The organism is Mycolicibacterium vinylchloridicum, from assembly GCF_013404075.1.
GTDB classification, from domain to species: Bacteria; Actinomycetota; Actinomycetes; order Mycobacteriales; family Mycobacteriaceae; genus Mycobacterium; species Mycobacterium vinylchloridicum.
This window is the reverse complement of sequence record NZ_JACBJQ010000025.1, coordinates 39267-53859: the sequence shown is the minus strand read 5'-3', so window position 1 is coordinate 53859 and position 14593 is coordinate 39267. Positions and strand designations below refer to the sequence as shown.

General features: G+C 67.4%; 14 protein-coding genes. 1 reads left to right on the top strand and 13 read right to left on the bottom strand.

Translation table 11 applies throughout. The annotated features are described in order from the left end of the window. Positions 1-42 precede the first annotated feature (42 nt). Positions 43-4044 (top strand): trehalose-phosphatase, encoded by a 4002-nt coding sequence (gene otsB, locus HPC46_RS20625; protein ID WP_233716535.1) that lies wholly within the window; start codon positions 43-45, stop codon positions 4042-4044. 4 nt (positions 4045-4048) lie between these two features. On the opposite strand, the gene HPC46_RS20620 is transcribed toward otsB, so the two are convergent. The 13 genes from HPC46_RS20620 to HPC46_RS20560 form a co-directional block, all read right to left on the bottom strand. Continuing rightward, entirely contained in the window at positions 4049-5062 is a 1014-nt protein-coding gene (locus tag HPC46_RS20620) for an Acg family FMN-binding oxidoreductase (protein ID WP_179473316.1), read from the bottom strand. Positions 5063-5149: 87 nt separating this feature from the next. Beyond that, entirely contained in the window at positions 5150-5650 is a 501-nt protein-coding gene (locus HPC46_RS20615) for a flavodoxin domain-containing protein (RefSeq protein WP_179473314.1), read from the bottom strand. Further along, positions 5647-6231 carry a hypothetical protein gene (locus HPC46_RS20610; RefSeq protein WP_179473312.1) on the bottom strand — a complete coding sequence of 195 codons (585 nt, stop codon included), beginning with the start codon at positions 6229-6231 and terminating at the stop codon, positions 5647-5649. The genes HPC46_RS20615 and HPC46_RS20610 overlap by 4 nt, the downstream gene beginning before the upstream one ends. A gap of 77 nt (positions 6232-6308) precedes the next feature. Next, positions 6309-7046 carry an SDR family NAD(P)-dependent oxidoreductase gene (locus HPC46_RS20605; protein ID WP_179473310.1) on the bottom strand — a complete coding sequence of 246 codons (738 nt, stop codon included), beginning with the start codon at positions 7044-7046 and terminating at the stop codon, positions 6309-6311. Beyond that, positions 7043-7504, bottom strand: coding sequence for a nuclear transport factor 2 family protein (locus tag HPC46_RS20600; protein WP_179473308.1), 462 nt, complete (start codon positions 7502-7504; stop codon positions 7043-7045). Before HPC46_RS20600 ends, HPC46_RS20605 begins: the two co-directional genes overlap by 4 nt. A gap of 3 nt (positions 7505-7507) precedes the next feature. After that, positions 7508-7711: a (2Fe-2S)-binding protein gene (locus HPC46_RS20595; protein ID WP_179473306.1), complete on the bottom strand. Its 204-nt coding sequence runs from the start codon at positions 7709-7711 to the stop codon at positions 7508-7510. 10 nt (positions 7712-7721) lie between these two features. Next, positions 7722-8351 (bottom strand): fatty-acid--CoA ligase, encoded by a 630-nt coding sequence (locus HPC46_RS20590; protein WP_179473377.1) that lies wholly within the window; start codon positions 8349-8351, stop codon positions 7722-7724. A gap of 21 nt (positions 8352-8372) precedes the next feature. After that, complete coding sequence (locus HPC46_RS20585) at positions 8373-8675, bottom strand: hypothetical protein (protein WP_179473304.1); 303 nt, start codon at positions 8673-8675, stop codon at positions 8373-8375. 16 nt (positions 8676-8691) lie between these two features. Next, on the bottom strand, positions 8692-10185 hold the full coding sequence (locus HPC46_RS20580) for a class I adenylate-forming enzyme family protein (protein ID WP_179473302.1): 1494 nt from the start codon (positions 10183-10185) through the stop codon (positions 8692-8694). A 27-nt stretch (positions 10186-10212) separates the two neighbouring features. After that, positions 10213-10938, bottom strand: a complete 726-nt coding sequence (locus tag HPC46_RS20575; RefSeq protein WP_179473300.1) for a hypothetical protein — start codon at positions 10936-10938, stop codon at positions 10213-10215. Further along, positions 10935-11639 carry an Rv1363c family protein gene (locus HPC46_RS20570; RefSeq protein WP_407665536.1) on the bottom strand — a complete coding sequence of 235 codons (705 nt, stop codon included), beginning with the start codon at positions 11637-11639 and terminating at the stop codon, positions 10935-10937. Before HPC46_RS20570 ends, HPC46_RS20575 begins: the two co-directional genes overlap by 4 nt. Before the next feature lie 245 nt (positions 11640-11884). Continuing rightward, the gene (locus HPC46_RS20565; protein ID WP_179473298.1) at positions 11885-13330 is read right to left on the bottom strand and encodes a FadD3 family acyl-CoA ligase; all 1446 of its coding nucleotides are present in this window, start codon (positions 13328-13330) and stop codon (positions 11885-11887) included. After that, positions 13327-14517, bottom strand: coding sequence for an amidohydrolase family protein (locus HPC46_RS20560; RefSeq protein WP_179473296.1), 1191 nt, complete (start codon positions 14515-14517; stop codon positions 13327-13329). The genes HPC46_RS20565 and HPC46_RS20560 overlap by 4 nt, the downstream gene beginning before the upstream one ends. Positions 14518-14593 lie beyond the last annotated feature (76 nt).

Here is a 14593-nt window from a genome sequence, read left to right as displayed (position 1 = left end):
AGACCCTGATCGTGGGCAAGCGGATGTGGCAGCGTCGGTGCCATGGCGAGCGAACGCCCGTTCGGTGGACCGGCCGGCAACATCGACAGGGGCGGAACGGCCATCAGCTTGCCCGTCGCGATCGACCCGCGCTACCACGACGCCGTGCTCTTCGACCTTGACGGTGTTGTCGCCGACACCGCGTCGCTGCACGAGGCGGCGTGGGCGGAGTTGTTCGCCGACTACGGCTTCACCGGTGCCGACTATCGGCACTTCGTCGACGGCAAGCCCCGCTACGACGGTGTGCGCGACTTCCTGGCAGCCCGGGGGGTGTCGTTGCCGTGGGGCTCACCGTCCGACGTGGGCGACGACACCGTCTGCGGGCTGGGAAACCGCAAGCAGGAGTTGTACCTGACCAGGATCGCCCACGGAGTGCACGCCTTCGAGTCCACCGTGGCGCTGGTTCGTCGGCTCGATGAGCTCGGGGTGGGCACAGCGGTGTATTCGGCCAGCCGCAACTGCGGCACCGTCCTGGAATCGGCCGGCATCGGCGACTATTTCGCCGTGCGGGTCGACGGGGTGCTGGCCGAGGAACTGGGCCTGCCCGGCAAGCCCGACCCCGCGACGCTGCTGGAGACCGCGAACCGTCTCGGTGCACGGCCCGGCCGGTGCGTCGTCGTCGACGACGCCGAAACCGGGGCGGCGGCCGGACGCGCCGGCGGATTCGGACTGGTGATCGGCGTGGATCGGTCCGGAAACGCCGCCAAGGACTTGTTGCGGTGCGGCGCCGACGTCGTGATCGGTGACCTCGCCGATGTCACCGTACGCGCCATCGACCGGCGGATGTCCGCGCTGCCCGATGCGCTACGGTCCTTCAGCCAGGTGGCCGGGGTGGTCTCGGCGCGCCGGCCGGCGCTGTTCTTCGACTTCGACGGCACGGTCTCCGAGATCGTCGGCGATCCGGCGGCCGCGATCCTGGTGCCCGGGGTGGACAAGGCGCTGCAGACGCTGGCCACTCTGTGCCCGGTTGCGGTGCTATCCGGCCGAGACCTTGCCGATGTCCGGTCGCGCATCAACATCCCCGGCCTGTGGTACGCGGGCAGCCACGGGTTCGAGGTGATCGCTCCCGACGGTGCACACCACCAGAACGAGATCGCCGCGTCGGCTGTGCCCGCCCTGGCCGATGCCGCGGGAGAACTGGCCGCCGAGCTCGCCGATCTCACCGGAGTTGTTGTGGAGCACAAGCGATTCGCCGTCGCCGTGCACTATCGCAACGCGGCACCGGATGCCGGCGCTACCGTCGCGGCCGCTGTTCATCGGGCCGGCAGCCGGCACGGCCTCAAAGTCACCGGCGGTCGCATGCTCGTCGAACTTCGCCCGAACCTGGACTGGGACAAGGGGAAAACCCTGGAGTGGATCGCCGATCGTATCGTCGGTCCGGAGCCGTTGCTTCCGATCTACATCGGCGACGATCTCACCGATGAAGACGCGTTCGACGCCGTCCTCCACGACGGCATCGGCATCGTGGTATGCCACGAAGAGGATGGCGACCGCTCGACTGCCGCGCGGTACTCCCTACCCGATCCGACCCACGTCGGTGAGTTCATCGAGCGGCTGGTCGACCAGTGTGACGTGGACCGTCAGACTCATTCCAGCCCTTGGTCGTTCACCTTCGGCGGTTACCTGCCCGAACAGGAACAGCTGCGGGAGGCGCTGTGCACGGTCGGAAACGGTTATCGCGCCACCCGTGGTTGCGCCCCGGAGGCCGATGCCGCGCGGTGCCACTATCCGGGAACCTATGCGGCAGGGCTCTACAACCGTCTCACCGACGAGATCAAGGGCGTCACGATCGAGAACGAGAGCCTGGTGAACCTGCCGAACTGGCTGTCGCTGAAGTTCCGGATCGACGGCGGCGACTGGTTCGACATCGACCGCGCCGACGTCCTGACCTACCGGCAGTGCCTGGATCTGCGTCAGGCCGAACTCACTCGAGAGTTCCGCTTCCGGGATCCCGCGGGGCGTACCAGCAGGGTCGTCCAGCGTCGCATCGCCGCGATGCACCTCCCGCATGCGTGCGCGCTGGAGACCACCGTCTGGGCCGAGGACTGGTCGGGGACAATCGAATTCCTCTCAACGATCGATGGCGATGTTCGCAACAGCGGCGTCGAGCGCTACCGCGACCTGGCCAGCGACCATCTTGTCGGCACCACCACCCGGGAGTTGTCGCCGAACGCGGCACTGCTGGTCTGCCAGACCAGCCAGTCCCGCATCCCGATCGCCGTCGCCGCCCGCACCTCGCTCTGGCGCGGGCAGGACCGGTTGGCGGGCGACGGCACGTTCGTCGATCAAAACCGCCGCACCGGACATAGATACGTGGTGGCCGTCGCCGCAGGCGACTCGGTCACCGTCGAGAAGATGGCGACCATCTTCACCGGGCGAGACCACGCGATCTCCGATCCCGGTGACGCCGCCGCACGGCTGCTGAGCCGGCTCGGCCGCTACGCCGACCTGCACACCGGGCATGCCCGCGAATGGGCGCACCTGTGGGAGCGATTCGACATCGCCTTCGACGACAACCCCGACGCGATGCGGGTGGTGCGCCTGCATCTACTCCAGCTGCTGCAGACGGTGCCGAACCGTGCGGTCGACCTCGACGCCGGGGTGCCCGCGCGCGGATTGCACGGTGAGGCCTACCGCGGCCACATCTTCTGGGACGAGCTGTTCGTTTTTCCGGTGCTCAACCTGCGGGCACCCGAAACCACCCGATCGTTACTGCGCTACCGCTACCGGCGGCTGCCCGAAGCGCGCCGCGCGGCTCGCGAGGCCGGTTTCGCGGGCGCGATGTTTCCGTGGCAGTCGGGCAGCGACGGGCGCGAGGAGAGCCAGAAGCTGCACCTCAATCCGAATTCGGGGCGGTGGAATCCCGATGCGAGCGCGCGCGCCCATCACATCGGAAGTGCCGTCGCCTACAACGTCTGGCAGTACTACCAGGTGACCGGGGACCTCGAGTATCTGATCGAGAACGGCGCGGAGATGCTCGCCGAGATCGCGCGATTCTGGGTCAGCCGCTCCGAGTTCGACGAGACGCTGGGCCGCTATGTGATCCGCGGCGTGATCGGGCCGGACGAATTCCATTCCGGGTATCCCGATGCACCCACCGACGGAGTGGACAACAACGCCTACACCAACGTGATGGCCGTCTGGGTGATTGTGCGGGCCCTCGACGCCCTCGACGCCCTGCCGCTGCGCGACCGGCTGGACCTGATGGAGCGGTTGGGAATTCGCGGCCGCGAACTCGACACCTGGGACGAAGTCAGCCACCGCATGTACGTGCCGTTTCACTCCGCGTCGGGTTCCGGGCCTACGCCCGGCGGGGACGTCATCAGCCAGTTCGACGGATATGCCGAGCTGGCCGAACTCGACTGGCACGGCTACCGGGAGCGCTACGGCAACATCCAGCGACTCGACCGCATCCTGGAAGCCGAGAACGACAACGTCAACCGGTACCGGGTATCCAAACAGGCGGATGTGCTGATGCTCTTCTACCTGCTGTCCTCTGACGAACTACGGGAGCTGTTCGCCCGGCTGGGCTATCGCTTTACCCCGCAACAGATTCCGATGACGGTCGACTACTACCTGCACCGGACATCGCACGGTTCGACACTCAGCAGTGTGGTGCACGCCTGGGTGCTGGCGCGCGGTGATCGCGAGCGGGCGATGCGCTACTTCCAGCAGGTGCTGATGTCGGATGTCGCCGACATCCAGGGCGGTACGACGGCCGAGGGCATCCACATCGCGGCGATGGCCGGCAGCATCGACCTGCTGCAGCGCTGCTTCACCGGCCTGGAGACCCGCGCCGACCGGTTGATCCTGTCCCCGATGTGGCCGGAAAGCCTTGGCGCCCTGCGGCTGCCGATCTATTACCGCGGCTACCGGCTACACCTGACGATCCGTGGACGCAGTGCCGAGATCAGTGTCGACCCCACCGACAACCCAGCCATCGAGATCGAATGCCGCGGCCAGGTCCAGCAACTCACGCCCGGATCGTTGCTGCGGTTCTCCTGAGCAGTTACCCGGCCTGGGTCGCCGGAGCCGCCAGCGCGTCGTCGCCGCGCCACTCGACCACTTCGGACAGCGGTCGGCGGGGCGTCGCGGGCAGCGGGTCGGCGTTCACCGCGGCCCAGCCCACCCGGAGCATCATCTGGGGATAGCCACTGCTGCCGAAGACGTCGGCGCGCACGGCTTCTCGGGTTTCGGCGATCTCGAGCGGTTCGGTCACCGGGCATGTCGCCAGTCCCATCGCGGTGGCCGACAGCAGCACCAAACTCGTCGCCTCCCCGGCACGCAGCCGGGCCAGGTCGTCATCGGTCTCGGTGCCGAGCGCGATCAGGACGGCGTTGTCCTCAGCCGGCGAGGTCTGCACCGGCTGGGCCAGCGCCGGGCCGGCGAACACGCGCGCCGGAACCACCGCGTGCGGATCGAAGACCGGCGTGTTGCGTGCCGGCACCCCGGCCACCGAGCCGTACCGGCCGCTCCACGCGTTGAGCTCGCTGAGGTAGTCGGCGTCGCTGGCGTGCTTCCACACCGATTGGGCGATGACCGCGGACAGGTGCGGCAACAGGTCGATCTGGCGCAGCATCACCCCAGCGCGGGCCGCGCGAGCGCCCATCAGTGCGATGTCACCGCCGGGCACCGGCCACGAGCTGTAGTTACGGCGATCCGTGCGGCGCCGGGCGATCGCGGCCGCCAGCATGATGTCCAGCTCGTCGGCACGCTGCCGGCACACCTCGATCGAGGCCAGATGATCGTGGTCGGCGGGGTTGGGGAACCGGCGGACCTTGGCCTGCCAGCCCAACGCCGCCAGTGCGACCACGCAGTGGTGCAGGACGGCGCCGCAACTCACCAACAGGTCGCGTCGGTCGGGGTCGGTGTTGGGCAGATGCCGGCTCGGGTCGGCGTAAAGGTGCAGGCTGTCCGGCCCGACCCGCCAGTGCCACGGTTGCGAGTTGTGCACCGACGGTGCCTGCGTCGCCAGCGTCAGGACGGCCTGAACCGTGTCATGGTCAGGGAACTGCAAACTCATGGCTCCACTGTCGTCCCGCGCCGAGCGATCTGACAGAGACGTAAGTCCCGAGCTCTGGGGACTTGTGCAGCCCTGACCGGGAGCTGGTCAGCCACCGCCGGATGCCGCCAGCTGTGGCGCAATGCTGGCGACCCAGCGCCGCACCTGCTCGGGATCGCGCCAGTCCCCGGCTCTGGTCTTCGCCATTGCGCTGGCGGGAAAGCCCTTGGCGTCAGCGGCCAACGACCCGCCGAACGTCACATGACCGCGCGCGCGGACTCGCTCGATGAGCTTGGCCACCTGCTTGGTGGGCGCGATGTCCCGGGTGGTCGCCGAGTCGTCCAACGGTCCGCTGCTGACCAACCACACCGGCAGGCCGCGCAGCGCGGTCGTGTGCCGTCGGACGAAGCGCCGGGCATGGCGGTGCCACCGGTTCGCGTAGAGCGCCCCGCCCACGATCACCGCGTCGAACCCGGCGAGATCGCCGACATCGCGCGCCGGCATCACCACCGCGTCGTAACCCGTCGCGACGAGCGCGTCACCGATCATCGCGGCCAGTCCCGCAGTGCCCTGGCGGGTGGAGCCGTAGGCGACCAGTACCCGTGTCATCGCGCCGCCTCCGCATTCACCTTGATCTGGCGCAGCGTGGCGCGCAGGATGTGTGCCACGAACGGCCGGACCAGCCACCAATACCGCGCAAACCGGCGACGAGACTGTGGATCTGTTGTCGCAGTGCGGCATTCGTAGCTCAGCAGGGTCTTGCCCGAACCGTAGGGCAGGACGGTGAAGTTGGCGGCGATCTTGCCCCACCCCGGCTCGGCGAAACCCGGGAATTCGGCGGCGCCGACGTCACGCCACTCGATGACCGGCTGCCAGAACCGTCCGACCGCGCCGAAGGCGATCTCCGTGCCGTCCTGTTCGCCGAGTACCAGCCACCCGGGGATACCCACGCCCTCGCCGATCACCAGCCGCGGCGGGCGGGGTGCCGGGCGGACGGTCAGCCGCGACGGCAACTGCCGCACCCACATGGCCGCGTCGAGCAGCGGGCTGTGCACCGTCAGCAGGTCCAACCCGCGGGCCGCACAGTAGGTGGTTTGCGGGTCGGTGCCCACCAGGACGTGCTCGGTGATCGCCACGTCGTAGGACGGCATCACTGAGTCGAGCACCAGGCCACGGGTACCGGTCGTCATCGGTCAATACTGGGCAGCGCCGGCTACCTGCGGGTAGGGGCCGACGGCCTGCGTGGCAGGGACCGTCGACCCGATGATCAGGGGTGCCTGCTGGTCACTCCCCCGTCGACGACCAGGTGCGAACCGGTGACGAACGACGCCTTGGCTGACATCAGGAATGCCACCGCCGCGGCAACCTCGGCGGGGTCACCGAGGCGGCCCAGCGGCGCGGCGGCTTCGAAACCCTGGCGCACCTCGTCGATGTCGATGGCAATCTGCAGCATCGGCGTGCGGATGAACCCCGGGCACACCGCATTGACCCGGATGCCCTCGGGACCCAGCTGCGCCGCCATCGAACGGGTCAAGCCCAGCAGACCGGCCTTGGAGGCGCAATACGCCGGGATGAACGGGTTGGCGGTCAGTCCCTCGATGCTGGAGATCCCGACGATCGCCGGTCCGGCGCCGGCGCGGGCGGCCTCCTGCAGGTGCGGCAGGATCAGCTGCGCCAAGATCGCCTGGGCCTTCAGGTTGACGTCGAGCACGGCGTCCCAGGACTCCGCGGTGTAGGCCCCCACCGGTTCCGGAATGACCCGTCCCGCGGCGTGCACCAGCCCGTCGATCCCGTCCAGCGCCGCAGCAGCCGCATCGACGGCCGCGCTCAGTGCGGCGCCGTCGCAGACGTCGACCACCGCGTGCGGCATACCGAGCCCGTCCGCGACCTGGGCTACCGCGGGCGCGATGTCCCACAGTGCGACGCGCCGCCCGTCGGCGATCAGCGCCTCGGCGGATGCCCGGCCGATTCCCGACGCTGCTCCGGTGACGATGACACCACTCATGTCCGCTCGGCCTCCTCGGTCAACTCCGCGCGCCTGCGCGGACTCGGCGGATTGGTGAACCAGAGGTTCTCCTCGCGCAGCTGCCTGCTGCGCCATCCGTTTTCGGTGCGGACCATAACGTGGTGGTAGTAGCCACCGCATGCGCTTGTCTCAGTCGCGCCGGGCAGCAGCATCGGGTTGTAGAACATCGCCCGGACGGTTGCCGTGTCACCGTCGATATCGGCTTCGATGTTGGTGACGAAGTGCTGAGTCATCGGCATCAGCGTCAGCGACCGCGCGAGCCAGGAGCAGACCTCGTCGCGGCCGGCCGACGGTCCGCCGACGGAGCTGTAATCGAGGTGAGCATCGTCGGTGAACAGTGACCGCAGCAGGTCCCAGTCCTTGTCGTCGACGGCGCGGGCGTAGCGGTTGAGCACCGAGGCGATTTCCAGTTCGTCACCGATCCGCTGAATGTCCATTGTTCACCTCTTGTGTAGGAACCCCTTGTGGCGCTTGGGTTCTGCCGTTCCGGCCGCTTCGATGATCGCCCGTACGGTGCGTCGGCAGCGGCCACATTCCGCTCCTGCGCCGCAGACACTGGCCACCTGCTTGGTGGTCGTCGCCCCGGCCTCGACGGCCTCGGCCACGACCTGGCTCGTCACACCGTTGCACAGACAGACGAACATCGATGCGGCCTCAGGCGTCCTCGTCCAAGCGCATGATGTACTGCATCCGCCCGACGAAGACCGGTGGATAGGCGCCGATTCCGGTGCCGCCCATCCATTCCGCGGCGATGTCGGGGTGGTTCACCCAGGCGAGCGCGTCTTCCTCGTCGTCGAGTTCCTGCAGGATCATCAGCTCATGATCGTCGTCGAAGGCCTGGAAGATGCGGACGGCCCGAACACCGGCGGCGGCGAACCGAGGCAGCCCGTTGTGGACGCCGTCGATCAGCGACGGCACATCGTCGACGGCGGCGATCGCGGCGACGATCACTCCCGGCGGGGCGCCCTCGGGCGGCTCGACCAGGGTGACCTTGTCGATCGTCTCGCCCGCGAAGATGGCGGGGATGTCGTCGAGGCCGACGGAGTCGAACCAGTTGAGAAAGACCCGCGATCGCAGCACCTCGAGGATGGGTTCCTTGCTGCGCAGCGAGATCGTCACCATGACGCGGCCCGGATCCCGCGTCGAGGCGTAGACCAGGACGTAGTGGGCGCCGAGGTCGACCAGGGCGGGCTTGCTGCGCTGCAGCACCGGCCACACCCGGCCCGGGTCGGGAACCCGGTAGTCCATGGCGAGGACGAGCGTGTGGATCTGGCGCTGGGTCATACCGTCCACGCCGATACCGTCTTAGTCGCTGGCCGGCAACGGTTTGGCGGTCTTCTGCTCCAGCGGGGTGGTACCGACGCTCAGGCTGCCCGCCCCGGCCTTGGTGACCAGGAGCTCGGCGCCGCTGGCGTCGACGTAGCGCTTGCCCATCACGGTGCCGCCGGAGAAATCGGGATCCAGTTGGGCCCCTTCGGTTTTCTCCGCGTCCAGCGGGATCATCGCGACGCCACCGGCGCGCAGGTCGTCGAGGCTGTCCGACGAGCGCACGACGATCACCTGGGTGTCGCAGACCTGGCTCTGCAGCCGGGTTCCGGTCTTGATCATGGTTGTCCTCCTGGATCTAGGTTGCAGTCGGCGACTTGAGCTCGTCGGCCAGTTGGCGGCGAAGCACCTTGCCGGTCGGCGTGGTGGGCAGTTCGTGGCGGAACACCACCCGGTCGGGAGTGCGTGAGCCGCGTAGCTGGGTGCGCACGTGGGCCCGCAGATCTTCCGGGTCCGGGGTGATGTGCGCGACGGGGACGACGACGGCGACCATGATCTGCCCCCATTCGTCGTCCTCGACACCGACGACGGCGACATCGCGCACGTGCGGGTGTTCGACGAGCACATCCTCGACCTCGGCCGGCGCGATGTTCTCGCCACCGCGGATGATCGTGTCGTCGGAACGACCGCCGATGAACAGGTAGCCCTCGGCATCCAGGTAGGCGACGTCCTTGGTCGGGAACCAGCCTTCGGCGTCGAGCACCGACCCGATCTCGGCGTAGCGGCCCGACACCTGATCGCCGCGGACGAACAGCTCGCCGACCTCTTCGGGCCCCAGGACCGTTCCGTCGTCACCGCGGATCTGGACCTCGATACCGGGCACGGGCTGCCCGACCGAGCCGAGCCGCTTACGGGCGGACTCGTCGTCGGCCTCATGCGCCGCCCGGTGATCGTCGGGGGTGAGAACCGCAATGGTGGAACTGGTTTCGGTCAGGCCGTAGGCGTTGACGAAGCCCACGTCGGGCAACAGCGCGAGCGCCTTACGCACCAGGGGCAGCGCGACTTTGGAGCCGCCGTAGGCCAGGGTGCGCAGCGCGGGCAGCGGGGTGGGGTTGGCCTCCAGCTCGGTGATGATGCGATCGAGCATGGTGGGTACCACCGTGGCGCTGGTCACCGCCTCCGCCGACGCCAGCCGAATCCACTGCAGCGGATCGAACTTGCGCAGGTACACCATCTTGCGGCCGGCGTACAGATTCGACAGCGCCGCACCGACACCGGCGATGTGGTAGGGCGGCACGCAGATCAGTGCGGCATCTCCCGGCTCCGCAGAGGCGAACTCCACCGTGCCGGTCACATAACTGGTGAGGTTGTTGTGGGTCAGCTCAACGGCTTTGGGTCGCGACGTGGTGCCCGAGGTGAACAGCACCACCGCCACATCGTCGGGATCGGGGAATTCCGCGGCCGGCTCGGCGGCCGCGGCGGCAGCCAGAAATTCCTGCGATTCCAGTCGCGCCGTTCCCAAACCCGCTACCACGTCGGCATATTCGGCGTCGAAGACGATGAGCGGATCAGGCAGGCGCTCGATCAGCTCGGCCAGCGCCTCACCGGAGAGCCGGTAGTTCAACGGTGTGAACGCCCGCGCGGCACGGGCGGAGGCGAAGATCAACAGCGGCAGCATGGCCCCGCCGAGGCCCACGTAGACGACGCTGCCCGCCCCTGAGGCGGCGATCACTCCCGCGCCGCCGTCGGCCAGGGTGTTCAGCTCGCCCACCGTGAGCCGCTGGTCGTCGGTGACCACCCCGACCCGTTCGGAGTCGGAAGCCGCCATCTCCAACAACAGTGCCACGCTCATCGATTGACCTCTCCTACCGTCGCTCGCCTAGACCGGGTTGAATTCCGAGATCAGCCAACGACCGTCGGTCTTGGTCAGCTTCACCACCACGCTGCTGGTCGCCAGCGCCGGATCGGGCCGGTCCTTGCTCGTCGTCACCTGGTTGACGAACACCAGCACCACCGCATTGTCGGGATGCAGCTCCGAGACCGCCGCGCGGGCGACGGTCGCCTCGGTCTTGACGCCCTTCTGCTTGGCCGCCGGGGCCACGATCTGGTCGGTGAATTGGCTGTAGTACTTGAGGAACTCACCGGTGAGGTGAGCTTTGGCATTGGCCAGGTCCTTGTCGAGGGTCTCCGGCGCGTAGGACAGCAGCGCCACCGTTCCGCCGCTTGCCGCGTCTCTGACCTCTTTCTGCCGATCGTCGATCCGGCTGTCGACAGAGCCCACGCTGAAGGGGTTCAGGCCGAACGCCCGCTGGTCGTCGCGGTAGAGCCAGAAGTAGACCGAGGCCGCCGCGCCGATCGATCCCAGCAGCAACACCCCGATGAGCAGCGCTGCCACCAGGAGCCCGGAGCCCTTTCGCCCGCCCTTCTGCTCCTGGAACTCGCCACCCGGCAGTTCGGTCTCCGTGGACTCGTCACCGTCGGTGGACTCGTCACCGTCGGCCTTCGTCAGGCTGACCTTGTCGGGTTCTGAAGCGTCGATCTCGGTCGCGGAGCTCTCGGTGACTTCGCCGCCGGCTGCTTCTGCGTCTTTGTTTTCACTGCTCATGGCACGAACTCCACATTCGACATCTTGTATTTGTCTCCATCGCGCGCCACAGTGACGCTCATCCGCCAGGCGCGCGGATCCTGATGTGCTCCATTGGCATTCGTCACTGTCGAGGACGCTGCCAGCAACACCACTCCGCCGTCGGGCGTTTCCTTGTCCAGTGCGGCCGACTTGATCGAACCGACCGTCACCGCCTTGGACTGCTGTGCGGTCTTCACGAACTCGTCGGCACCCCGAGAGAAGTCATCCCGGAAAGTTCCGGTCGACAGGTCGATCACATGCTGGACGTCCTGCTGAGCACGGTTGTAGTCGATCGACAGCAGGGCCGTCACGCCGGTGCGCGCGGCGTCGACGAGCTCGGCCTGATGCTCCTGTTGGGCGGTGACCTGCTGGTGCTGGACGAGCATCATGCCCGTCACCACCAGCGATCCGATCGCCACCAGCACGACCACCACCACCGCGACCAGCACCAGACCAATTCGCCGCCACCAGCCGCGCTGGTCGAGCTCGGCATCCTCGGCGGGCTCGAGGTCCTCGGTGGGCTCGACGTCCTGCGGGTCGGGTTCCGAACCGCGCAGCCGAGCCGCGGTGGCCTTGGCGCGCGCGGCCTCCGCGCGGGCTTGCGCCTCGGCCGCCTCAGCCTCGGCGAGTTCGGCCAGCACCGCCGCCTCTTCGTTGACGTCAGCCACCATGGCACTCACACATATCGCACGTGCCCGGCACGCGGCGCGCTACAACGTCTATGCGCCGCATGTCGAACTCCTCTCCAGAGCAAAACATCCCGCCAGCGTACGGGCGAGCGCTGAGACGGCGGCCACACATGCGGCCGAAGCGGGATATCCGGTGAGAATGAGATTATCACCAGGCGGAAAGTCACTTGGCCCCGCTGGCTGAATGGGGGCTTGAATTTCGCCTCCATAGTGCGGAAATGGTATTTCCGGGGAGTTCAGCGCAGCTGATCCTTCATCACCTTGCCTGTCGCATTGAGCGGCAGCGCGTCGACGAACACCACGACCCGGGGCACCTTGAACCCGGCCATCCGATCCTTGCTCCAGCCGATCAGATCCTCCGCGGAAACGGCGGAATCCCCCTTGCGCACCACGAACGCCTTGCCCACCTGGCCCAGCCGGTCGTCGGGCACTCCGATGACCGCCGCCTGCGCGACGGCGGGATGCTCCATCAGGAAGCCCTCGATCTCGGCCGGGTAGGCGTTGAACCCGCCGACAATGAACATGTCCTTCTTGCGCCCGACGATCTTCAGCCGCCCGGACTCGGTAAAACTGCCCAGGTCACCGGTGTGCAGCCAGCCGTCGGCGTCGATCGCTTCGGCGGTCCCCGCGGGGTCGTCGAAGTACCCCTGCATCACGCTGTAACCGCGCACCAGCACCTCGTCGTCATCGGCGATGCGCACCTCGACCCCGTCGCACGGCAGGCCCGCGGTCGTGGCGATGTCTTCGAACGAGTCGCCGGGCCGCGACAGCGTGGCCGTGCCGGCCTCGGTGAGGCCGTAGCCGGTGGCCAGCGTCTGGAACGGCAGCTCTTCGTGCACCCGCTTGATGAGTTCGACGGGAATGTCGGCGGCGCCGGTCACCCCGGCGCGCAGCGTGGCGAGCTTGCTCTTGTCCTCGACGGCGAGCAGCGAGTGATACAGCGTCGGCGGGCCTGGCAGCATCGTGATTCGCTCGGTGGCGATCAGCTCGACGACACGGTCGACGTCGAACACCGGCACCGGCAGCATGGTGGCGCCGCGGATGAACGTCGCGATGCAACCGGCCTTGTAGCCGAAGGTGTGGAAGAACGGATTGACGATCAGGTAGCGGTCACCGCGGCGCAGGTCGGCCAGATCGCACCATTCGGCGTACATCCGCAGGTTCTGCAGATGGTTCATCATCACGCCTTTGGGCCGGCCGGTGGTGCCCGAGGTGTAGATGATGTCGGCGATATCGGTCCCGCTGACGGGCCGTTCGAACAGGCTGCCCGCTTCCAGGAACCCGGACTTCAGATCGATTGCGGGCGCGCCGGGCGGAGTCACGAAATCCTGTCCCAAGAAACCCTTCTCGATCAGCACGGCTTTCGCACCGCTGCGCGTGATGATGTCGGCGGCCTCGGCCTGCTTGTAGCGCGTACTGACCGGGACGACGATGCCGCCGGCGGTGAGCACCCCGAAGGCCGCGATCATCCACTGCGCGGAATTGGGCGCCCAGATCGCGACCCGGTCACCTTTTTCGACGCCCAGCTCGGCGAATGCGCCTGCCGCACATCGCACTCGATGGGCGACCTCGGTGAAAGTAAGACGCAGCGGACCGTCGACGACTGCTTCAGAGTCGCCGAACCGGTCCGCCGCGCTCAAGACCATCTCGGGGATGGTCTGCCATTGATCTAGTTGTGTCACACCGTGACGAGGCGAGACAGGTTGCCGCCCATGATCTTTGCCTGATCATCGACAGACAGGTGCTCCAGTGCCGTCACGTAGTGGGTCGGCTCGGCCAGGCCCTCCGGGTGCGGCCAGTCCGAGCCGTACAGCACGTTGTCCACGCCGATCAGGTTGACAAGCTGGTCGATACCCTCTTCGTAGAACGGGCTGACGTAGATGCGGTTCTTGATCTCTTCGATCGGATTGCCGAGAAAGGCTTCCGGAGCCTTCTTCCACACCTCGGCCATGGAGTCCAGCAGCGGGAACATCCACTTCGAGCCGGCCTCGACGATGCCCACCTTCAGCTTGGGGTGCCGGAACAGCGCACCGTGGATCACCCACGACGCCACCGCATCCTGGATCGGGCGCCACTCGTTGAGGATGCCCATCGCGTTGGTCTGGAACGGCAGCATCTCCTGCACCGTGCCGTCCCATTCCGAGGTGTAGCGCGAGTAGCCGCTGTCGGAGGAGTGCATGCCGACGAACACGTCGTGGTAGACGACCCGCTCCCAGAACGGATCGAACTCCGGCAGCGCGAACGACCGGGGGCCGCGGAAGCCCGGCACCGGTGCGGGACGGACCAGGATCGCGCGGGCACCGCGCTTGACGCACCACTCGAGCTCCTCGATCGCCTTCTCGACGATCGGCAGTGTGATCACCGGGGTGGTGAAGATGCGGTTCTTGTAGTTGAAGCCCCACACCTCGTCGAGCCACTGGTTCAGCGAGTGGATCAGGACGTGGATGGCGACCGGGTCGTCGGCCAGGCGCTCCTCGATGAGGCTGGCCAGCGTCGGGAACATCAGCGAGCGGTCGATGCCGAGCTCGTTCATCACCTCGAGGCGCGGGGCCGGCTCGAAGAAGGCCGGGATGGCGCGCATCGGCTCACCGAACAGCTCACGCTTGCTCTTGCCGTCGGGGTTGCCGAACTTGAAGTACTCCTCCCACGCGCCCGGCTTGGCGACCACCGAGAACGTCGGGTTCGGGATGTAGTTGCTGATCTGGCCCCGCAGCGCGATCTTGGTACGCCCGTTGACCTCGACGTACTGGACCAGGTCCTGGTACTCCTTGGGGAGGTACTTGGTCAGCGCCTCCGGCGGCTCGTAGAGATGGTTGTCCGCGTCGAACAGCGGAAACGGAATGTCCACCCGGTGCGACAGTTGACCCATGAAATCCTCCTTATGCAGTTAGCGAGAATCATATTCTCACGGGAGGGCCAAGGCAATACGTCCCGGCCCACATGCG

What these genes read in the sequence shown, in the direction of transcription:
- HPC46_RS20580 (WP_179473302.1), bottom strand. Translation starts at nt 10,185, where the DNA reads ATGAGCGTGGCACTGTTGTTGGAGATGGCGGCTTCCGACTCCGAACGG.
- HPC46_RS20560 (WP_179473296.1), bottom strand. Translation starts at nt 14,517, where the DNA reads ATGGGTCAACTGTCGCACCGGGTGGACATTCCGTTTCCGCTGTTCGAC.
- HPC46_RS20575 (WP_179473300.1), bottom strand. Translation starts at nt 10,938, where the DNA reads ATGAGCAGTGAAAACAAAGACGCAGAAGCAGCCGGCGGCGAAGTCACC.
- otsB (WP_233716535.1), top strand. Translation starts at nt 43, where the DNA reads ATGGCGAGCGAACGCCCGTTCGGTGGACCGGCCGGCAACATCGACAGG.
- HPC46_RS20590 (WP_179473377.1), bottom strand. Translation starts at nt 8,351, where the DNA reads ATGACCCAGCGCCAGATCCACACGCTCGTCCTCGCCATGGACTACCGG.
- HPC46_RS20585 (WP_179473304.1), bottom strand. Translation starts at nt 8,675, where the DNA reads ATGATCAAGACCGGAACCCGGCTGCAGAGCCAGGTCTGCGACACCCAG.
- HPC46_RS20605 (WP_179473310.1), bottom strand. Translation starts at nt 7,046, where the DNA reads ATGAGTGGTGTCATCGTCACCGGAGCAGCGTCGGGAATCGGCCGGGCA.
- HPC46_RS20610 (WP_179473312.1), bottom strand. Translation starts at nt 6,231, where the DNA reads ATGACGACCGGTACCCGTGGCCTGGTGCTCGACTCAGTGATGCCGTCC.
- HPC46_RS20620 (WP_179473316.1), bottom strand. Translation starts at nt 5,062, where the DNA reads ATGAGTTTGCAGTTCCCTGACCATGACACGGTTCAGGCCGTCCTGACG.
- HPC46_RS20615 (WP_179473314.1), bottom strand. Translation starts at nt 5,650, where the DNA reads ATGACACGGGTACTGGTCGCCTACGGCTCCACCCGCCAGGGCACTGCG.
- HPC46_RS20600 (WP_179473308.1), bottom strand. Translation starts at nt 7,504, where the DNA reads ATGGACATTCAGCGGATCGGTGACGAACTGGAAATCGCCTCGGTGCTC.
- HPC46_RS20595 (WP_179473306.1), bottom strand. Translation starts at nt 7,711, where the DNA reads ATGTTCGTCTGTCTGTGCAACGGTGTGACGAGCCAGGTCGTGGCCGAG.